The sequence below is a fragment of the Streptomyces venezuelae genome (genome assembly GCF_008642275.1).
In the GTDB taxonomy this organism is placed as follows: Bacteria; Actinomycetota; Actinomycetes; order Streptomycetales; family Streptomycetaceae; genus Streptomyces; species Streptomyces venezuelae_E.
Window position 1 is genome coordinate 5,739,034 of sequence record NZ_CP029189.1, and the last position, 20,651, is coordinate 5,759,684.

The window sequence follows — 20,651 nt, forward strand, 5'->3', positions numbered from 1 at the left end:
GGGACCCCCCCTCAGAACCGATGCCCATGAAGTCGTCAGGCACCGTCCGCGGGCATCAGGCAGGCGTCCGCTTCACGGAGCGTCCCCTTCGAGACGAGCTCGTCCACGTCGCTCGTGAGCGCATCCCTGATGTCAGGGCCCAGCCGCGTCCACCCGAAGAAGCGTGCGACCTCACGGAGCAGCTCCTCGCGGTGGACGCCCGGGCTCTCCCCGACCACGTGCCCCACGACGAGCTGACGTTCGGCCGAGGGGACCTGGCCGACCTTACGGGCCACGGTCGGTGTCGGAGTGCGGGCGAAGGCCAGCTCCCGGCCGGGAACGTCATATGCCTCGTTGACCCGCACGATCCGGCCGGCGGACGCGGTCCTCCGCAGCGCGCGGCGGACCGAGTCCCGGATCACCGCGCCCGCCCTTGAAATGCCCCACGCCGAACGGACCCGGGCGACGATCAGGTCTTCCGTCATCGGCCCCTCAGCGTGGATCACCGAGAGGGCGACGTCGGCGACGACTCCCACGGCGTCCGGGTCCTGCAGTTCAGCGAACCGCATGCCGTGCCGCACGGCGGATGTGACCCGCAAGTTCACCAGTTGGACGTCGACGACCTCCTCGTACGCCCTGCTCCACGCCGGCGGCCCGTCGTCCACGGCCACGAACGTCACCACCTGCCCCGGGTCCACCGCCGTATCCGGCACCGCAGGTCCTTCAGCGGGCGGCCCCTCGCCGGACGGCTCCTCCGCCGTCACCTGGAACGGGTCCCGCGCGCACGCCTCCTCCACCGCGGCGCGCAGGCGCGCCATCGCGTCCCGGCGGCTGCGGTACCAGTCCGTGCCCCAGATGCGGTGCAGGTTCCAGCCGAGGTCCCGGAGTACGGCCTCGCGCAGCCGGTCGCGGTCGCGGGCGGCGCGCGACGAGTGGTACATGACGCCGTCGCATTCGATGCCCAGGGCGTAGCTGCCCGGGGCGGCGGGGTGCCGTATCGCCATGTCGATGCGGAAACCGGCCACGCCGACCTGAGGCTGTACGGAGTAGCCCCAGCCGCGCAGGACGCCCAGGACGTCCTCCTCGAAGGGGCTCTCCGGCTCGGCGTCCGGGTCCGCCGCGGCCGTCTGCAGGATGTGGGGGCCGTGCTCGGCGTACTGGAGGTAGCGCTTCAGGTGCTGGACGCTCTTGTTGGCGCTGTCGGCCAGCTCGGAGCCGTGGAAGGACGCGACGACCTCCATGCGCCGCCGGGCGCGGGTCACGGCGACGTTGAGACGGCGCCATCCGCCGTCCCGGTTGATGGGGCCAAACCTCGCCTGCAGCTTGCCTCGGTGGTCCGGGCCGTAGCCGACGGACAGGATGATGACGTCCCGTTCGTCTCCCTGGACGGTTTCGAGGTTCTTGACGAAGAAGCCGTCGAGGCGGTCCTCGGTGAAGAAGCGATCCAGGTCGGGGCGTGCGTTCCGCGCCTTCTGGACGGCTTCCTCGATGGCCTCCGCCTGTGCCTTGGACAAGGCGACCACACCCAGGCTGAGCTTCGGCCGGGTGGCGAAGTGGTGGATCACGCGCTGTGCGACCGCTGCCGCCTCGCCGGGATTGTTGCTCCGTCCGCCTCGGTCGTAGACACCGTCGGCCTTGAAGAACTCGACGCCGAGGTCGGGGCTCTGCTCGTACGCGCCCGGGAAGGTCACCATCGTGTTGTCGTAGAAATCGTTGTTGCTGAAGGCGATGAGGTTCTCGTGGCGGCTCCGGTAGTGCCACCTCAGGGGCAGGCCGCGCAGTACGCCGCTGGCCTTGCAGGCGTCGAGCACGGACTCGAAGGTGTCCGCGGCCTCCTCGTCCCACTCGTCATCGTCGTCGCCGTCGCCGCCGGCGCTGAAGAACGAGGTCGGCGGGAGCTGGTTCTGATCGCCGGCCACGATGAGCGCACTGCCGCGGTACACCGAATTCACCGCATCCTGCGGCAGCACCTGGGAGGCTTCGTCGAAGATGACGACATCGAAGCGGAAGTCCGGCGGCAGGAACTGGCTGACCGTCAGGGGGCTCATCATGAAGCAGGGCTTGATGAGTCGCACGACATCCCGCGTCTCGGCCAGAAGCTGACGTACCGGCTTGTGCCGGCGCTTCAGTTGTGCCTGACGGCGCAACTCGGCCGCAGGGCCGATGTTGGTCCGGCGCGGACGTCGGGCGTTGCATGCCGCGATGACCTCGGCGTGGGCCGCCTCCACGAGGGCCTGGTCCGCATCTCGGAATCGGTCGACGAGCTGATCGCGGTCCGCCGCCCGCACGGGCTTGAGCCGGGCGTCGAGTGCGAGGCGCCGCTCGATCCAGGCTGTGAGCACCGCACGCTCGACGGAGGCGGGGAAGTCCTCTGCGGACACGCCGCGCTGCGCGAGCTGGGAGGGCAGCCCGTCGAGGCCGTACCGCCGCAACCGGTCGAGGGCCTCTGAACACAGGGTCCATGCTTCGGGACCGAAGGGGTCGTGGTCCAACCGGGACAGGGCGGTTGCGGCAGCGGGGAGCGACTCCATCAGCTCGCGATGCAGAAGACGGCCGCGCTGCACCTCGAAATGCTCCACGAGGTAGTCCCGCTGGCGCCGCCAGTCGTCGTGGCGGTCCGCCACCGAGGGGTCGGCGGGAGCGTCGAGCATCACCCGGGCCGCTGGGGCGGACAGCGGGGCTCCACGCCCTCCGTGTGCTGTGCGGCGTACCTGCTGGGCCCAGTCCAGGGCGTCGAGGACGGCTGCCTTGTCGGTCCCCGCCCCCTGGTAGAGCCCACCGAGCAGCTCCTCGTGACGCGGGTCGTCCTCGGTGAACCGCGTCTCGGCCGCCCGGGCGTCGATCACTGCAGTCACCGCCTGGCGAGCCCGCACGAGGGACAGCCCGCTGTCGGCGTCCGCGACGCGCCCCACAGCGTGGAGGAGTTCGGCCGCGTCCTCGAAGGGTTCGACGTGGGCGCGCAGCCAGCGTGCCGCGTCGTACAGAGGGGCGGCGAGCAGGTGCGCGCCGACGCCCGTCAGATGCGGCCGGGCGGCGTACTCCCGCCAGGCGTTCAGGTCGGTGCGCAGCTGTGGCTCCGCCTGCCGCGCAACGGCGTGCGGTGCGGGACGTTCGTCTGCGAGGAAGCCGGCCAGACGCGAACGCCGAACGGGATCAGCGAGGGTGTCCGGCGCCAGCCGCTCGACCGTGTGAGCGGCTGACAGGGCCTCCTGCAGTGCTCCACTGTCGAGGCCGGTGTGCGCCGCGTACCGACCGAGCAGCTCGCGCTGCTCCTCGTCGACGCCGGCTCCGGGGGCCGCCTCGTGGACCGCCCAGGCCCGCCACAGGAGTCGGAGCACGCCGCGCTGTCCCGGTGCTGTGGCATGGGAGTGCGCACGCAACTCGGCGGGATCGGTGTCCAGTCCGCGGTACCAGGAACCGCAGAGGAGCCGGTGCGTGTCCTCCTCGGCCGTGAACCCGGCCGTCTGCCGCTGACCCTCGTGAGCGGCGCAGATCGCCGCCCGTGCGCCGGCGAGCGTGTACTCGAAGTCCCCTCCGTCGTCGCGACGGCCGACGGAGGCGACCGTGTCGATGACGTCGACGGCCCGAGCGAGCGGATCCAGGTGGTGGCGCAGCCAACGGGCGGCGTTGGCCAGGGAGCACTTGGTGAGCTCGTCCGCGACGGCTGCAAGGCGGGGTCGCGCCAGGTCCCGCCGCCAGACACCCAGATCCTCCCTCAGGGACCGACCGTGCTCCGCCAGGTGTGCGGCAGGGGTACGGCCGTCCGCGACCTGGGCGGCCAGCACGCCGCGACGGTGCGGGTCCGGCACCGTGTCCGGCACGAGCCGGTGCACGGATTCGGCGTGCTCCACCGCGGCCTCCAGGAGGGCCACGTCCGGCAGGTCCGGCCCCGCGTAGCGTCCGAGGAGGGTGGCATGCGTACGGGCCAGGGACCGCAGGTGGTCGTGGGCGGCGCGCCAGGCGAGGGCGTGGGGCAAACGGGCGTACAGCTCACTGCGCCACGACCCCGCGATCGTCAACGCACCGAGCGCCTTGCGGTCCGAGCGCACCGAGCCGGAGAGCAGGCCGCCGAGGCCACGTGACCCTTCGGACAGGCGGCCGATCAGGTCCGGCAGGCCCGGGGACAGCGTGATCTCGGGCCGGAAGACGTCCTGCGCGGCCTGCTCGGCCTCACTGAGTCGACGGGCGGCCTCGGTGATCTCCGCGCAGACTTCGCGCACGCGGGGCATCACCTGGGGGTCGAGCCACGAGTCCAGCATCCTGGGGGAGGCGTGGGCCAGCTCGCCGAGGGCGGTCAGCTCCTCGGCCTCCTGCGTGCTCTCCGGCCGGTCACGTCCGAGCAGCCGGGCCATGGCTGCGGCATGCCGATCGGCCGATTCGAGGGTCGTCCCCAGATCGGTGAACCAGTCCGAGAGATCCGCGGCCTGCATACGGGTCAGAGGGCTCAGGTCCAGGCCGGCCGGCGCCAGTGCGGCAAGGGCCTGCTCGGACGCCGGCGGTTCCGCGCCGAGCGTGGGGGGAATCGAGTCCCATCCGGGGCCGGCCTCCATGGCCGCGTGTGCCCGTGCGGACAGAACCGTGTCGCGTCGTGCGAGGAACGCGCCCAGGGCGTCGGCCACCACGTTGACCGCAGCCCGGTCCGCCTCGGTGGCTCCCCCGGGCACGATCCATCGTTCGAGGGGCCGGTGGGAGGCTCCCGCCAGTGCGACGACGTCGCAGAGGTCTTCCGCCGCGGCGGTGCTGCCCGGAACGGTCAGCCCCGTCTGCTGTGCGATCTCGGCCAGGCCGCGATGCGTACGCTCCAGACCGTCCGCGGTGTTCTCGAACTCGCGGGCCAGCTCGTTCGCGCGGTCCTCCGACAGCCCGGACGGATCGAGACCGGCCGGGGAGAGAGCGGCCAGGGCGCGTTCGGCTTCGCCCGGCACCGGGGTGAGCCGTGGCGAGAGTTCCTCCCAGCGGGCCCCTGCCCGGGAGCGAGCCGTGGCCCGGGCCCTGACCACCGTCTTCAGGGCGGCGAGGAAGGCGTCGACCGGGCTCTCCACCGCATCGGCGAAGTCGGAGCCGGTGAGCCATGCTTCGGGCACCGGGCGGCGTGAGCCGATCAGCTCGAGGAGCTTGATGAGCCGGCGGACGCCGTCCTCCTGCTCGATCGGCTCGCCGGCCAGCGCGAGATCCTGGTATCGCGTCAACGTCGCGGCAAGCCCGTCCCGCGCGGCCATGGCCTGGTCGAGTGCCTGACGCGGATGAGGCATACCGGGCATGAGGTCGCGCCAGGGGAACGACGGGTCGGCGACCGCCTGCCAGGCGCCGGCAATGGCCTTCGTCGCCTCGACGACGGTGCGCAGGTCCTGGGCGCTGAGTGCTGCGGCGTCGAGCACCTCCTGCTGTGCGGAGCGGCCGTCCGACTCCGAGGGCAGAAAGGCCACGTGTGCGTCGGACAGCTGCCCGACCCTGCCGATCACGTCGTGCAGGCTCCGGCCCAGCGGTTCGCTGATCTCGTTCATCGCCCCGGCGTAGGCACTGAGGGCCTGGCGGGCCTCGCGGGCCCGGGCGACCGCCTCCTGGGAGAGCCGTGGGGCCCGCGGCTCCTCCTCGATGGCCCTTCCGAGCTCCTGCGCGACGGCTCGGCGGCTGGTGTTGTGGCTGTGCAGGGGCAGGGCGTACGAGTCGAGTCCGACGGACTTCAGCCGGTCCAGCACCACGTCGAGCGCGGCAGCCTTCTCACTGACGAACAGCACGCTGCGGCCCGCGTGCATCAGACCGGCGATCATGTTGGTGATCGTCTGGCTCTTGCCGGTGCCCGGCGGGCCGTCGAGCACGAAGGACTGCCCGGCGACAGCGGCCGCGACGGCCTGACGCTGCGAGGCGTCGGCGTCGAGGACGAGCGGGCTGTCCTCCGGCGGGCTGAGCTCGTCGATCCGGTCGGCGTGGATCTCCTCGAACTCGAAGCGGTCCGATGCCAGTTCCGCCTTGGGGCCGAGCGCGACCGCTCGTACGAGATCGCTGCTCAGGATGCGAGCCTCGTTGTCCAACAGGTCCTGGTACATCGACTCCTTGTGGGAGGCGAAGAGCGCCAGCACCACGCGCCGCGAGACCTCCCACCCCGGTTTGCCGGCCACTGCGGCTGTGACCGCGTCGATCACGGCGTCGAGGTCGGTCGGGTCCTGTTCCGTCACGGGCGACCAGTCGATCAGGAACTGCTCCAGCTTGACCCTGAGAGCGGGGTTCAGGCGCGGTTCCTCGTCGTCGTTGGCCACCAGGCGGACCCGCCCGTTGCTCAGCCGCTCGATACGGACGGGAAGGAGGAGGAGCGGCGCGTCGCTGCTCGTCGATGCGCCGTCCTCACGCCAGCGGAGGATGCCGACACCCAACTGGAGCGTCCACAGACCGTAGTCGTTGAACAGCTGGGTGGACTTGCTGCGCAGGCTCGTCAGCGCACGGAGGAGCGCCGGGGCCGTCGTCTTCTGGGTGACGATCCCGTACGCGGCGCCGCGCCGTCCGGCGAGGGGCGCTTCCGACGGGGCGCCGTCGGAGTCCTCGGCGTCGGGTTCCTCGGCGGGCAGCGGTGCGAAGTCCCAGCCGCGCTCCAGGCCGTCGATGAGCTCTTCGGCCGGCGGATGCGCGATCTCCAGGGTCGCCGCCTTGGTGTGCCGGAAGTTGAGGAGCCGATTGCGGCCACTCAGATCGACGAGTGACGTACGCCAGTTGGCCAGGATCGCTTTGAACCGTTCCAGCTCTTCACCGCCGCCGAAACCACCCGCGTTCGCCACACTCGTCCTCGTTGTCGTGTTCGCTCGCCGAGGCCTGGGAGGAACTGCATTCCCCGATGGCCACACGAGGAGAGCTGCTCCCCGGAGAGCGCTGCCCCGGCTGCTCCAGCCCCGCCGATTTCCTGATTGGAGAATCCTACGACTCGGCCCCCGTGGCGTGAAGAAGGATTCCGCCCCATCCTGACACCGCCATCAGCGACGCGATGCGTGTTTTGCGCATCAACTCGACGCACAAGGTCAGGCGAAGAGCCGGTCCAGGAGGGCCGGGCCCGCTGCCACCCGCCAGGCCGGGAGGCGGACAGCTCGGGCCACCGGGGCGGGCTTTGCGCCCCGGCCGCCCGACGGCAGCCCGACCAGCAGGTCGCCGCGGGCGTGGGTGAGGCGCAGGTGGCGGGCCGGGTCCTGCCCGGGGGCGGGGCCCGTGTCGATGAGGACCGCCGTGTTCTCGCCGTTCACTGTGAACACCAGGTCCACGGTGTGGCCGCCGACCACCGCCGCGCGTTCCAGACCGCTGATGCCGAGAGTGCCGAGGTATTCCTGGAGCTGGTCGGCCAGTTCCTCGCGAATGCCGGGCCCGGGCGTCGGGCCGGCGTCGATGTCCTCGTCCGTCGACGCCCCGGCGCGCAGCACCGTCGAGCGCTCCGCGAGCAGGGACGGCAGCCCGGCCTGCCCCTGCCAGAAGCGATGGCTTCCCACCGTGATCAGCTGCGACTTGGCCCGGGTGACCGCGACGTTCCAGAGGTTGACCTGGCTCGACACCCAGTGCGTCGTCTTCGGCGGGGTGTTGTCCGTGGCCACCGGGCTCAGGACCATGACGTCGCGCTGACCGCCCTGGAAGGCGTGCACCGTACCGACCCGGACCCGGTCATCTCCGGCCCACACCCGGGCCAGCGCCTCCTTCTGCGCACGGAAGGGCGTCACCACCCCGACCGTGGCGTCCTCGGGCAGCCGTGCCAACAGCTCGTCCACCGTCCGCCGCACCTGGTCCGCCTCAGCCTGGTTGCGCCAGGACCGGCCGCCGCTGCCGGACGCGGACTCGCCGTACGGCACGTCCACCCAGCCGAGCACCGGAGCCGGATCGGCCGCCCCGGTCGGATCGACCGGCGGGATCTGCCTGCGGACATCGGTGAGGACCTGCAACTGGCCGGCGTAGCAGTAGCCGTTGACGACGTCCGCGATCTGCGGATGGCATCGGTAGTGCTCGTCGAGCAGCAGCGCCGCCTCTCCGTGCTGCGCCGCCGCGTGGTACGAGGCGTACACGTGGTAGGCCAGCCGATGGTCCTCCAGCTGCGCGGCGGTCAGGCCCGCCCGCACCCGGGCCTGCCGCTCCTGCTCCGGACTGATCCCGGGAATGTGCCCGAGCTGCATCGGGTCGCCGATGATCAGTGCCCGTTTCGCACGGAACAGCAGCGGCAGTACCGACGGGGTCGAGCACTGGCTCGCCTCGTCGATCACCACGAGATCGAAGAGCTTCGGGGCCAGCTCGAGCTGGCGCACCGAGTGCGTGCTGATGGCCCAGGCCTTCAGATGTGCCATCAGATTGCGCTGGCTCTTCTGGACTCCCGAGCGCCTGCGCAGTGTCTGGAGCCGCTGGTTCATCAGCGACCGCCCCCGCGCCATGGCCTCGGCGGCCACGGACCGCGCAAGCTCCTTCGACACGGCGGAGGACGCGTCGGAGCTATCCAGCCGGGCCCGCTTCAGTGCTTCCTCGTCCCAGGCCAGATGCGCGGGTACGAGCTCCCGCAGGGCCCGCTCCACCGCCACGGCCTCCGCGAGTCCGAGCAGCAGCTCGGGCGGGACCTGGCGTTCCGAGGACCAGGCCGGCCACGAAGCCCCGGGTCCGTCGTTGCCGGACGCAGCCATGAAGGCCCTGAGGGCGCGCCCTCGGCGCCACCCGCCGAGTGTCAGCCATCCGGCACCGGCAGCCCTCCGCGCGCGCTCCTCCCAGCGGGCGAGCGCAGCCCGTTCCTGTGCGGACCAGGCACTCTCCAGCAGGCGTACGGGGAGCGCGAGAGCGTCCGCCCGACGGGCCCGCTCCCGGACCAGTTCCAGCAGACGAGCCTCCTCGCCGATCCGCCCCGCCGCCTCCGTTCGGAGAGCGGCCGCCCGCGCGTGGCGGTTGCGCAGCTCACCGGCCACGGTCGCGGACCCCCGGGGCGGCGACTCGACCGGTTCGGCCAGCAGTGCGGCCAGCTTCTCGGCCTCCCGTTCCCGGGCTTCCACGTTCCCGGTCCGCATGAGCAGGCCGGGCGAGATCTCGTCGCACCGCTCCGCCACCACGTTGACGGCCTCGTTGTTCGTCGAGGCGACGAGAACGGACTGGCCGGCGGCGACGGCGGTCGTCACCACAGCCGTCACCACTTCGCTCTTGCCGGTACCGGGCGGGCCGGTCGCGACGGTCAGCCGGCGGGTCATCGCCGAGGAGATCACCTGCTCCTGACTCTCGTTGCACGGGCCGGGGGCCACGACCGTCACGGTCGTCGCGTCATGATCCGTGCCGGTGCGACGGTCGTCGCCGGCGAGAAGTGCCTCCAGCGCGGTGCCGGCGATCTGGCCGACGCACGTGGACATCTGGAGCAGGTTGTCGACCAGCCCCTCGGTCGCGACCCGCTCCATTCCGGAAGGCGCCAGCAACACGGCGGCGTTGTGGGCACCCGGTCGCAGCGAGTTCATCACCGACCGCTCGCTGAGCGAGGCGAGGTCGAGGGGTTCCAGCTCCGGAACGCCGAGCTCGGTCAGGAGCTCGCGCACCGCCTTGACCATCTGGGTGCCGTTGCCCTCCTGCCAGCTCGGCTGCCAGTGGGCCAGCAGTTCGGAGGCTTCGTCGTCGGACAGCAGCTCGGTGATCACCCCGGAGTGCAGGGACGGTACCCCGCTCGGTCGCAGCAGATCGCGGCCGCCCTCGTCCGGGGCGAGCTCCATCGGCTGGACCAGCAGCGGCGCGATCCGGACCGCCGTCCGCCTGCGGCCGTCCTCGCCGCGCTCGGGAAGGGTGATCGCGGGATAGCCGTACCAGTATTCCTGGAGCCCGGCCCCGTCGGCCTGCGCGCCCGTGCTCCTCGGCTTGGGCAACTGTCCCGGGGCGGGGAAGGAGTGTTCGAGCCCGGACTGGATCGACTCCGGGCCCTGGCCCAGGAGGAAGTACGCGGAGCCCCGGCCGCCGTCGCGGTCGGGCAGCATTCCGGTCGCCGCCTGGGCGCCGAGACAGTGCGCGTAGTACCGCAGCAGCCGCTGAGGATCGATGCCGTTCCCGGCGTCCTCGGACACCAGCCGACGTGCCTTCAGCAGTGCGGGAGAGACCCCGCCCCGGGTGTCGGCCCGGGCGGCATCGCGCGGCGCGTCGGGAAGGCGTACCGGGCGGGCTACCGAGCGGGCGAAGGGAAGCGAACGGGTCGCCCGGATCGTGGACTTGGTCGGCCGCTGCTCCTCGGGAACACCCTTGATCACCATTTGTGCGGTCAGGTACTCGAAGAGGTCGTCCGGGGTGATCCAGCCGCCTTCCTTGATCCGCCCGCTCCTCAGGCCCTCCACGATCTCCCCGGTGAACCGGGAAGTGCCGAGGGAGGAGCCTTCCGGAGCCATGGCGGACGCGGCCTGGAGTGCGTCGGACGCGGTGATGAAGTACACGCCGCCAGGGCGGAGCAGCGTACTGGGCGCGGGCGGCGCAGCGGTGTCCGCACCGCCCTTGGCCGTCCAGCCCTGGACGACGGACCCGCTGGAGCAGCAGTCCAGCAGGACCAGTTTGGACGAAGCCCGGCAGGACTGCAGCATCCGCTCCAGGAACTCGGCGGGGACCGCCGTGCCCGGCAGGTCGTCCGGATCGGCGTCCCGGGTCAGGAAGTACAACTGCCCGTCCGCCTCGCAGAACTGGCCATGGCCGCTGAAGTACAACAGGGCCGTCTCGCTGGACTGCCGCTCTTCCAGGAACTGCTCGACGGCGTACAGCATTTCGGCGCGGGTCGGCTCGGCGACCATCGCGCAGTCGTTGTACATGCCGATCTCGGTGCTCTCCAGCACCGCCCGCATGTAGTGCAGGTCCGCGCGGACGGGCGGCAGGTCGTGGTAGCGGTCGCTGTCGTACATGGATACGCCGATGAGCATGGCGTACCGGTCATTCTCGCTCACTGCGCGACCGGCCCCGCCTCGCCGCCGTCCTCGCCCTCGTCCCCGGCCTCGGCCGCACCGCCGGCGAGGAACCGGTCGATCAGCTCGCTGTCGGCCCGGGTCTCCTTGCCGGACACGCGAAGCGTCGCCCCGTCCGCCCGGGTGATGACGACGGTCCGCTGGGGGACGCGGGCCAGCCACACTTGGATGCCGGCGGCAACGAGCGAGCCCCCGCTGAAGACCAGCCCGATCAGGTCGGTGACCGGGCCGCCCTTGAGGGACTCGTCCTCGGCCCGGGGCCGCGGGATGTCGAGTGCGGCATCCCCATCGACCTCGGCGAGGGCGGCGAGCAGCTCGCGCGCCTCGCGCCGGGCGCGCAGCGGGTCCTCGTCGACGATGGCGATGCGGTGACCGACGGCGGCCGGGTCGGTGGTGGTGCTCACGTTTCTTCGTCCCCCTGGATCTCCCGTGCGGCGGACACACGGAAGGGGGAGGGTACCGAGGACCCCCGGCAACGAACCCGTCATTTTCCGAAACCTGCTGGTCATTGGCGTGAAACAGCCAGCTCCGCCTAGACGGCCTTACTGGGCGGAGCCGGCCGCGGCGCCGCGCTGCCCCGGACCCAGGTGTCTACTGTTCACGACTTCGCGGGCCGCTCGTGCGCGAACGCGGCTTTCCCACGCGGCCAACGCATACAAGGAGACCGCTGCCGCACGAAACAGCTCGGCGGCCGCTGACGCTCGTATGACGCACGACGCCCCAGAAGGTGGGGCGGTGTGGGCGCTGAACTGCCAGTTTGTTGGCCGCCTGCATTTCCACGCCTTCTCGATGACCCACCACGTGGAGTGCGTGGCGATCCTTGAGCTTGCTGAAAAGGGCATCTGACCTGCCGTTTCTCCGGGTGGGAAAGGAGGGAGCGGGCGTGGCCCTCACCCCACGCGATCCCGACCACGTTGCCGTACGACCGGATCGGTGCTGAGGGCTGCGTCGGCGAGCTGATGAATGCGCCAGTACAGCTGGATTCTGCTGACGGCGTTCGGAGCGGGCTGGCGGGCGACCTGAAGCACGTCGGTGGGGTTTGTCAGGCCGAGACGGACGGCGAGGCGGGCGAGGTCGGACAGCGGGTCGCCGAAGGCGGCGAGTTCCCAGTCCAGTAGCAGTGACCCGCCAGCCGCAGGCCTGACGAGGTGGCCCGGATGCAGGTCGTGGTGGAGCAGTCTGGGCTCGATGTCCAGGTCCGTTGTGTCGAGTTGGCGGCGGAGGGCTGCCGCGGTGGGCGCGAGGTCAGGTGCGGCAGTCGTGTACGTGTCGAGACGGCCATGAAGGTAGCGGGGCCAGGTCCGGTACTGCCGGGCTCCGGCGAGCCGACCGGCATGGGGGCCCGTGATGCGATGGACGGCGGCGAGGGGGCCGGCCAGCTCGCGAAGGAGCTGGCCGGCTGGTACGGGCGCAGCGTGGACTGCGGTCTGCGCGGTCCATGCTGGACTGCCCCCGGGGCATGCCCCAAGGAGTTCGGGAGCCGGGGCACCGTGCGTGTTGAGGAGGGCCAGAGCGGCGGCCTCGTTGGAGGCGCGGTTCGGGTCGCTGTAGTGCTTGAGTACATACGGCACTGGGCCGTCGACGTACCAGACGCGGTTGGCCTGTCCGGTCGTGATCTCTCGGGCACCGTCAGGGAACCTGCCGTCTATCGCCGCCACGGGTTCAGGCGACGTCGCCGAGATAGCCGGATGAGGGCTGGCCCGTGGCGAGGGCGGCGATCGGCCGCCGGAGGGTGTGGGGCAGCAGGTTCAGACCGGGAACCTTCTCCAGGTCCACCCATTCCAGGCCGGTCTGCACGTCGTCTTCGGCGTGTCCGCCGAGGCGGCCCGGGTCGCCTTCGGGGGTGCAGTGGAAGATCGCTTCGATGCGGTGGGTGCCGGCCTCGGTGTCGGCGTGGTCGTGATTGGCGCCGATGTACTCGCGCAGCCACAGCAGCCTGTCCACGGTGACGGTCAGGCCGGTTTCCTCGTGGACCTCGCGACGGGCGGTCTGGTCGAGGGGCTCGCCGGGGTTCTGGCCGCCGCCGGGCAGAAAGTAGCAGTCTTGGCCCTCCCAGCTGGCTCGTTGGAGCAGGACCTGACCATCGTGGACGACGACGGCTTTGGCGGAGGTGCGGATGGTCGGGGTGACGGGCTCGGCCACGAGTTGACTCCAACTCTGTTTCGGTGGTGGGTGGGAAGGGTTGTCAGCGTTCAGTCTTGCCGAAACCACGGTGGCGTCCGGCCGCCTTCGCGAAGATCAGCTGCCAGGGCCCGGCCAGTCGTACGAACGGCTGGAACGGGCTGGCTGCGACCAGCGATGCCAGGTGCGCCGGGGACGTACGGGGCAGGGGAGCGAGACCGGGCGGTGGGGTGACGGCCGCGTGCAGTGCCGGCGCGAGGGCCAGTAGTCGGGCGGTGACCACGGGCCCGTGCAGCAGCAGGATGCCCGGCTCTGTGCGGCGGCCACCCTCGGCCGGGGCGTCGCCCGGGCAGCATCCCAATAGGTGTCCGAAGGAGGGCGCTGAGGTCTCTTGGGGAGTCCCTGCCCGCGCGGATCGTTGAGCTAGTGGGATTCCGCGAGAGCAGTTCGAAACAGGCGTGCCCATCCGCATGATGGAAACAGCGGCGGACGGTGAGTCGTTCTCAGCTCATGACGATGGCTGCCAGGCTCCATGCTCAGGTCCAGCGCATCCCTTCACGGCTGCGGCTCTGGTCGGTCGGCATGTCTGGCACGGCGTATTTCGCCTGCGGCATGGCCGTGGCCGTGTTCCAGTCGCCGCTGGAGTTGCGAGTCGGCCTCTTTGCGGGCTGGCTTCTCTTCTTGGTCGCCTTCGTGGTCCTGGGGCATGAGGCGACCAGTCAACTCCCGCAGGAGACCCGCGACCGCTGGATTGCCTTGCGTAACGCAGCCTCGGCGGTCCTCTACCTGGCGCTCGCTGTGAGCGCGGGCGGACTGCTCTGCTTCGACCGGGCAGGGGGAATGGTGCTCCTCGCGGTGGTGGCCCTCGCCAACTACTTCCTCTCCGGCGGGGGCGACGGGGAACTGATTCCGCTTGCGAAGTTGAGGACCCGTATCTCCCTGAAGGTCAACTTCAGGATCATCGCGGTCGTGTCGGCAGCTCTGACGCTCGTTCTGTTCCTCTCTCACCTCCGGCCCGGGGCAGACCAGCAGAACGCCAACTTCACCTTCGCAGTAGGGGTGTACGTGGCCGCGGCCGGCGCTGCTCAGAAAGTCCACTCGCGTTCGAGGAAGCTCTGTACGCAGATCAACACCCAAGCCCGTTCACTCATTCGAGCCCTGGACGGCCTGGCGGAGGCGACACCAGGACAGGAAGCCGTCCACGTGGACAAGGCCCGGCACGAGTGGCATCAGTTGCGTCAGCTCCTGCACAACCGCATCGAAACCGGGCTGCCCCTTCACGGAACTCCGCTCCTGCCCGCATCGAACAGGCGACACCTCGAAGGGAAGGTGAACATGGCCCTCGCCGATACCCCGAGGGGCCTGCTGTTTCTTTCGCAGGCTCGTGCAGATCTCGAGCTGCTGGCTGCGGCATGCGCACCTCGGATCGACACGGCCGTTTGAACGGGTCCTCTTGCACAGGGTGTGGCACGCGGCCAGCGTCTTGGTTCCGGGCGGTCTTCCTGCCTCAGTCGGCCGCGCAGCCGACTTGCCGCATTTTTGCTGTTTCCTACGACAACTGGACTGTTCGGCGTCATTGTCGCCGTGTTGCATCCGCGACTTCGAGCCGTCTCAGCCTCGCGTGCGGCTTCATGCAGGGCAGTGCGCCGCGGTGCGGAACAATGCTCGGGTACGTGAGGGCCTTCGCGGCCTGAGGAGACGGATTCCGGTCGCAGGCGGCAGCTGTTCGTCCTGGCTGTCGGCCGTGGCCCGACAGTGCGGGGCGGTGCGGTGAGTTCGGTGCGGGGCAAGGTGCTGGGTGTCGTCGGGTCGGGCGCCGGCGGGGTCGAGGAACTGCGGACGGGGCTCGTGCTCCCCGCGCTCGAACGGGGCTGGAGGGTCGCGGTCACGCTCACGCCGACCGCGGGTCAGTGGCTCCGGGCGAGCGGGGAGGTCGCGGAGATCGAAGCGCTGACCGGCCTTCCCGTACGGTCTGAGCCCCGCCTGCCGGGAGACTCCCGGCCCCATCCGCCGGTGGACTGCCTCGTGGTCGCCCCGGCGAGCGCCAACACCGTCGCCAAGCTCGCGCTGGGGATCTCGGACAACCAGGCGTTGACCCAGGTGAACGAAGCCATCGGGACGTTCGACCTCCCCGTGGTCGTCTGGCCCCGGGTCAATGCCGCGCACGCGCGGCACCCCGCGTGGGAGGGGCACATCAAGGCCCTGCGCGACTCGGGGGTGAGGCTGGTCTACGGAGACGAGGTGTGGCCCCTCGCCGAGCCGAGGGCTGGTATGCCGGGGCGCCGGTATCCCTGGGAAGCCGTACTGGACCAGGCGGGCCGGTAGGACTCCGCACGTCTTCGTGAGCTTGTGAGTAGCGCGTCTGCGCTCACCGGAGCAGCCGTCGAGCCGGGCCGGCAGGGGGCGGCGGTGGGAAACCTGTCGCGTGCGGGCGGGGGGTCCCGCACTCTGGGTGCATGCCGGAGATCCTTACCCCGCGACTTCAGTACGGTGCCACGGCCGCGCGCCCGGGCTGGCGCCAGCTGCCGCAGGCTGTGCGCGGCCTCGTCGAACGCCGGCTCGGTGGTGCCGTACGCGCCGAGGAGAGCGCCGGAGGCGGTTTCACCAGCGGCTACGCGGCTGTCGTTCGAGGTGCCGGCCGCTCTCTGTTCGTCAAGGCCGTAGAGGTGCGGAGCAATGCCGTGGTGGCCGACTGCTACCGACGGGAGGCGGTGATCAACGAGGCGCTGCCGCCCGCCGTACCGGCACCCCGCATCCGGTGGACGGACGAGTGCGAGGGGTGGCTCGTGCTCGCCTTCGACGCGGTCGAAGGCGGCCGTATGCCCGCCGCCCCCTGGCGGACGGACGAGCTGGACGCGGCCCTGGCCGCGTACGCGGTCACCGCCGAGGCTCTCGCGGTGCCGTCCGGAGGGCTTGAACACGTCGGGCTCCGGCCGGTCGGCGACGGCGGCGACTTCGACACCTGGCGGACTCTGGCGTCCGGTCGCACCGCTGCCCCCGGCCCGGCACCCTCCCTGTTCGGCTGGGTGCCCTCCGGCACGCTGGATGCGCTGGCCGAGCTGGAATCGGGGTGGCGGCAGGCGGTGGCCGGGACGGCCGTCCTGCACCACGACCTGCGTCAGGACAACGTCCTCCTCGATGCGCACGGCAGTGCGTGGATCTGCGACTGGAACTGGGCCTGTCTGGGTGCCAGTTGGTTCGATCTCGTGCTCCTGCTGGCCTCCGCGTACGCCGACGGCCACGATGCGACCGCGCTCTTCCGGGCCCATCCCACAGCCCGCGGCGTGGACGACGGTCGGCTTGACGCCGCCCTTGCCGCCCTGTCCGGATTCTTCCTGGCCTCCGGGGACCACCCTCCGGCGGACTGGTCCCCGTACATTCGCCAGCACCAGACCTGGTGTGGAGAGGTCACGCTGCGGTGGCTGGCCGAACGGCGCGGGTGGCAGCTGTGACCCCGTCGCCATCGCCTGCTGTCCGGTGAGGCCGCGCGGCGGTTATCAGGGCCCGGCGTCCAGGGCGGCGAGGCCGCCGCGGACGGCGGCAGCCGTGCTGTCGAGCTGGTCCCGCTCATGCACCCGCCAGTCGGCGTCGATGCGAAACGGATCACCCGCGAAGCGGGGGAAGACGTGCAGGTGGACGTGGAAGACCTCCTGGAACGCCGCTTCGCCGTCCGCGAGGAACAGGTTGACGCCCTCGCATCGCAGGCCCGACCTGCGCAGTGCGCGTCCGAGGCGGTGTGCCACTGTCCAGACGTGGACGCCGACGTCCTCCGGGAGGTCCTCCAGCCCCACCGCGTGCGCTTTGGGGATGACCAGCAAGTGACCCGGGGTGACGGGCTGGAGATCCATGAAAGCGATCACCGATTCGTCCTCGTGGACGATGCTGGCGTCCGCCTGGCCTCTCGCCAGCGCACAGAAGACACATCCGTCATCCGCCACTACCTGCTCCCTCCGAGGTGCCTGGTGCCTGGTGCCTGGTGCCGCGCGTCGAGCGTCGAGTGCTTCGTGTCCCTCACACCATCAGAAGCGGTCTGCAGGCGCGAGCGGTTATCCGGCCGGCGGGTGTGGTGGGTGGGTCACGCCAGGGTGAGGGGGAGGGCGGTCAGGCCGCGGGTGAGGCGGGTCTGGCGCCAGGTCAGGGATTCCTCGGGGACGGCCAGGCGCGTGCCCGGGAAGCGGGTCAGCAGGGCGCGGAGGGCGATCTCCGCCTCGGCCCGGGCCAGGGGGGCGCCCGGGCAGCGGTGGATGCCGTGGCCGAAGGCGAGGTGGCTGCGGGCGTCGTCGCGGTCGAGGTCGAGGCGGTGCGGGCCGGAGAACGCCGCCGGGTCGCGGTTCGCGGCCCCGGGGGCGATGAGCACCGGAAAGCCCGCCGGGATGTCGAACCCGCCGACGCTCAGGTCCCGCGTGCTGTACCGGAAGGTGGCGACGCTCACCGGGGAGTCGAAGCGGAGCAGTTCGTCGAGGGCCCGGGGGATCCGGTCCGGGTCCCGGCGCAGGCGGTCGAACGCCTCCGGGTGCCGGAGCAGGGCCAGGACGGCGTTGCCGATGAAGTGGGTGGTGGTCTCGTGCCCGGCGACCAGGAGGAGGGCGGCCAGGGAGACGGCCTCGTCGCGGTCCAGGCCGCCCTCCTCGCAGTCGCGCAGGAGGGAGTGGAGCGGGCCGTCTCCGGGGTTCGCCAGGGCCGTGTCCACGAGCGCGGTGAGGTAGTGGCCGATGTGGTGCGACGCGGCATCGATGCGGGTGGTGTCGGTCGCGTCGAAGAGGTCGTGGGAGCTGGCGGCGAGGGTGGCCCGGTCGGACTCCGGTACGCCGAGGAGCTCGCAGACGACCGTGACCGGCAGCGGGACGGCCAGGTCCGCCACCAGGTCCACCTGCGTGTCGGGTCGCCACGTGGCCGTGAGGTCCTCGACGACCCGGGTGATGAACGGGCGCAGTGCGCGGACGCGGCCGGTGGTGAACAGCGGCGTCGCCACGCGTCGGTGGCGGGTGTGTGCCGGGGGGTCGCTCGCCAGCATGTTGCGGGAGACGGCGGGGTGCAGGTCGCGGTCCGAGGGGCGGCCGGCGAAGAAGCGGGCCGTGTCCTTGGACAGTCGGGGGTCGGTGAACGCCTCGCGGGCCTCGGCGTGGCCGGTGACCAGGTACGCGTGGTGCCCGCCGGAGCCGGTGGGGATCCGCCGGACCGGGCAGCCATCGCGCAGCCGGTCGTAGGCCGGGTAGGGGTCGGCGAGGAAGCGGGCGTCGCGCAGGGGGTCCTGCCGCGGGGCCGTCACGAGGCCGTGCCCACGTGCTCGGGGGCCGGCTGCCGGGCGTACGCGTCCGCCACGAGCAGCAGCCACGCGGTCTCCGCCGGAAGGTCGCCCTTGCGGGAGCGGATGCCGGCGGCGGGCGGGGCCTCGCCGCCGTCGAGGGGGAGTCCGGCGCGCTTCGCGGTGGTGGCCGCGGTGACGACCGCCGCCTCCACCTCGGCGTCGCCCTCGGGGGCGCCGGCCGCGCCCCTGCGGGCGACCTCGGTGGCCGCCGCGTCCCGTACCGACGCCCGACGGTGCCGGGGCAGGGCCAGTACACAGTCGTTGATCTCGATGACCGGGCCGTGCAGGTGGAAGTCCAGGTCGTGGGCGTCCGCCCGGGTGTTGCCCGGGTCGGGTACGTCCTCGGGGACCGCCGAGGTGACCTCCTCCCGCCACAGGGGTTCCAGCGCGGTGAACGAGTTCCGCTCCAGACGGATGCCGCACGGGGCGTCCGTCGCGCCCAGGGTGCTCAACGGGCGCAGGACGATCGGGCGACCGCGTTGTGCGGCCACGGCGTCGCGGAGGTCGCGGGTGCTGAAGCGGTGCGGGAGCCGGAGCGCCTCGGCGCGCGCCTCACACGTGGCGCGAAGCTGCTCAAGGTCCATGTCCTCACTCTGGTGACGCCGGGCGGGGGCGGCGGTCGGCCGCGGCGGACCGCTCCCTGGAGACCTGGTACGCGCGCTTCCATGCTGGCATGTTCGGGACTCCGGTCCGAGGGCGGGGTGCCGCCGTGCCCGGAACGGGAGCCCCTGCCGGTCGGGACCGCAGGGGGACGTGCAGGGAACGCGCCGGGGCACGTGGGGCCGCCGACCGGTGCGCAGTTGCTGGATGGCACTCGCCGTCACCCCGCGCCCCTCTCCGGTCGCGGCCCCGCGGATTCCTTCGGCGACCTCCGCGTAGGTGTACGGCCCCCGAAAACAGACGAGCCAGGGGCCCGTGCCTTCCGGCACGGGCCCCTGGCGTACGGCGGGCAGGCGGGCGGGCGGGCGCTCAGCCGCCCGACGGCGAGACGATCGCGTACGCCGGCCAGCCGCCGACGAGCCTGCGGGTGACGCGCTCCACCCGGTCGTTGTGGTTGCCCTCGATGGTGGTGACGGTCCCGTCGCCGTTGTCCCTCTCGATCACGCCGACGTGGACGCTCGTGGAGGTGCTGGAGGGGCCCGTACCGAAGAGGATCACGTCGCCCGGCTTGGGCGCGGCGTTCCGCAGGTCCGTGCGGAGCGTTCCGTGGTCGCGCCCGTAGTAGTAGAAGTCACCGCTGAACGCCGTGTGGTAGTTGATCCCGGCCTGCTGCCAGGCCCAGCTGGCGAAGTGCGCGCACCAGGCCTCACAACGGCCGTACGGGTTGCAGTTGTTGCCCCACTCCTCCTGGCCGAGCTGGGAGCGCGCCGCCTGGATGATCTTGTCTCGTACGCTGCCCGACAGCGGGGGCACCGGCACGGTCGGGCTGCCACCGCTGGGACCGCCGCCGGGGCCGGTGCTGCCGATCTCCCGGGCGATGCCCATGGCCGCCATCGTCCGCGGGCCGGCTATGCCGTCCACCTCCAGCCCGTGCCCCGACTGGTAGGTCCGTACGGCACCCAGGGTGTTGGGACCGTAGTCGCCGTCGGCCGGCGTACCGGCCGCGCTCTGCACCCGCTGCACCTTCGCCGACAGAGCGCCCTTGGTCTGCGGGCCGGCGATGCCGTCCACGTCCAGGTCGTTGTCGCTCTGGAAGGACAGTACGGCGTTCTTGGTGCGGGGCCCGTAGGCGCCGTCCACACCGCTCAGCGGCAGATAGCCCAGACCCGCCAGGTTCCGCTGGAGGAGCTTGGTCTCGGAGTCGGTACCGCCGCCCTGCCCGCTGGAGACGATCCGGTCGATGTTCATCTCGCCCATGGTCCGGGGGCCGGCGATGCCGTCGGCCTCCAGGCCGTGGCGGGACTGGTACGTCCGCACGGCGCCCAGGGTGTTCGTCCCGTAGTCGCCGTCGGCGGGCGTGCCGGCCGCGGACTGCACCAGCTTCACCTTGGCCAGCAGGGCGGCCATGGTCTTCGGCCCGGCGTCGCCGTCCGCTTCGAGGCCGTTGTCCCGCTGGAAGTGCCGTACGGAGTCCTGCGTCTGCGGCCCGTACGCGCCGTCGACACCGCTGCGCGGCAGGTAGCTGAGCCCTGACAGGCCCCGCTGGAGCAGGCCCGTGTCGACGGCGTGCGCGGCCGGTACCGGTCCGGTCAGCAGCGCCGTCAGGGCGGCGGCGAGGGTCAGCAGCATGGCCATCAGCCGGCGGGCCGACACCGCCGCCCGGTCCGGGGGCCGGGTGGTGCGGGAGGGGGAGGAGAGGGAAGGCATGGGCGAAGTGGGCCTTTCGGCTG

Annotated in this window: 14 protein-coding genes; 4 read left to right on the plus strand and 10 right to left on the minus strand. The window is 71.6% G+C overall.

Going from position 1 to position 20,651, the window contains the following annotated elements; genetic code table 11:
• Nucleotides 1-35: 35 nt before the first annotated feature.
• From DEJ51_RS25570 to DEJ51_RS25580, 3 genes are all read right to left on the minus strand, one after another.
• Complete coding sequence (locus DEJ51_RS25570) at nt 36-6,749, minus strand: DUF3320 domain-containing protein (protein ID WP_150259958.1); 6,714 nt, start codon at nt 6,747-6,749, stop codon at nt 36-38.
• A 237-nt stretch (nt 6,750-6,986) separates the two neighbouring features.
• Nucleotides 6,987-10,874 (minus strand): caspase, EACC1-associated type, encoded by a 3,888-nt coding sequence (locus DEJ51_RS25575; protein ID WP_150259959.1) that lies wholly within the window; start codon nt 10,872-10,874, stop codon nt 6,987-6,989.
• Nucleotides 10,871-11,296 carry an effector-associated constant component EACC1 gene (locus DEJ51_RS25580; protein ID WP_150259960.1) on the minus strand — a complete coding sequence of 142 codons (426 nt, stop codon included), beginning with the start codon at nt 11,294-11,296 and terminating at the stop codon, nt 10,871-10,873. Before DEJ51_RS25580 ends, DEJ51_RS25575 begins: the two co-directional genes overlap by 4 nt.
• A gap of 301 nt (nt 11,297-11,597) precedes the next feature.
• On the opposite strand from DEJ51_RS25580, the gene DEJ51_RS34645 reads away from it, so the two are divergent.
• Complete coding sequence (locus DEJ51_RS34645) at nt 11,598-11,738, plus strand: hypothetical protein (RefSeq protein WP_190620623.1); 141 nt, start codon at nt 11,598-11,600, stop codon at nt 11,736-11,738.
• Nucleotides 11,739-11,782: 44 nt separating this feature from the next.
• Here the strand turns inward: DEJ51_RS34645 and DEJ51_RS25585 are convergent, their stop codons facing one another.
• Genes DEJ51_RS25585 through DEJ51_RS25595 form a run of 3 tightly spaced genes read right to left on the minus strand, consistent with a single transcriptional unit; the run spans nt 11,783 to nt 13,374 of the window.
• Nucleotides 11,783-12,550 (minus strand): phosphotransferase family protein, encoded by a 768-nt coding sequence (locus tag DEJ51_RS25585; RefSeq protein ID WP_190620625.1) that lies wholly within the window; start codon nt 12,548-12,550, stop codon nt 11,783-11,785.
• 4 nt (nt 12,551-12,554) lie between these two features.
• Nucleotides 12,555-13,034: an NUDIX domain-containing protein gene (locus DEJ51_RS25590; RefSeq protein ID WP_190620627.1), complete on the minus strand. Its 480-nt coding sequence runs from the start codon at nt 13,032-13,034 to the stop codon at nt 12,555-12,557.
• Between the two features lie 43 nt (nt 13,035-13,077).
• Nucleotides 13,078-13,374: a hypothetical protein gene (locus DEJ51_RS25595; RefSeq protein ID WP_150259963.1), complete on the minus strand. Its 297-nt coding sequence runs from the start codon at nt 13,372-13,374 to the stop codon at nt 13,078-13,080.
• 155 nt (nt 13,375-13,529) lie between these two features.
• Here DEJ51_RS25595 and DEJ51_RS25600 point away from each other — a divergent pair, with 155 nt between their 5' ends.
• The 3 genes from DEJ51_RS25600 to DEJ51_RS25610 all read left to right on the plus strand — a co-directional run bounded on the left by DEJ51_RS25600 (nt 13,530) and on the right by DEJ51_RS25610 (nt 16,465).
• Nucleotides 13,530-14,456, plus strand: coding sequence for a hypothetical protein (locus DEJ51_RS25600; RefSeq protein WP_150259964.1), 927 nt, complete (start codon nt 13,530-13,532; stop codon nt 14,454-14,456).
• Nucleotides 14,457-14,783: 327 nt separating this feature from the next.
• On the plus strand, nt 14,784-15,338 hold the full coding sequence (locus DEJ51_RS25605; protein ID WP_223835961.1) for a flavoprotein: 555 nt from the start codon (nt 14,784-14,786) through the stop codon (nt 15,336-15,338).
• A gap of 131 nt (nt 15,339-15,469) precedes the next feature.
• Nucleotides 15,470-16,465 carry a phosphotransferase family protein gene (locus DEJ51_RS25610; protein WP_150259965.1) on the plus strand — a complete coding sequence of 332 codons (996 nt, stop codon included), beginning with the start codon at nt 15,470-15,472 and terminating at the stop codon, nt 16,463-16,465.
• 45 nt (nt 16,466-16,510) lie between these two features.
• Here the strand turns inward: DEJ51_RS25610 and DEJ51_RS25615 are convergent, their stop codons facing one another.
• The 4 genes from DEJ51_RS25615 to DEJ51_RS25635 all read right to left on the minus strand — a co-directional run bounded on the left by DEJ51_RS25615 (nt 16,511) and on the right by DEJ51_RS25635 (nt 20,628).
• Complete coding sequence (locus DEJ51_RS25615; RefSeq protein WP_150259966.1) at nt 16,511-16,951, minus strand: HIT family protein; 441 nt, start codon at nt 16,949-16,951, stop codon at nt 16,511-16,513.
• 137 nt (nt 16,952-17,088) lie between these two features.
• Nucleotides 17,089-18,282 (minus strand): cytochrome P450 family protein, encoded by a 1,194-nt coding sequence (locus DEJ51_RS25620; protein WP_150259967.1) that lies wholly within the window; start codon nt 18,280-18,282, stop codon nt 17,089-17,091.
• A complete protein-coding gene (locus DEJ51_RS25625; RefSeq protein WP_150262140.1) occupies nt 18,279-18,905 on the minus strand; it encodes a DUF6545 domain-containing protein in 627 nt (208 codons plus the stop codon). Before DEJ51_RS25625 ends, DEJ51_RS25620 begins: the two co-directional genes overlap by 4 nt.
• Before the next feature lie 385 nt (nt 18,906-19,290).
• Nucleotides 19,291-20,628, minus strand: a complete 1,338-nt coding sequence (locus tag DEJ51_RS25635) for a peptidoglycan-binding protein (RefSeq protein WP_150259968.1) — start codon at nt 20,626-20,628, stop codon at nt 19,291-19,293.
• Nucleotides 20,629-20,651 lie beyond the last annotated feature (23 nt).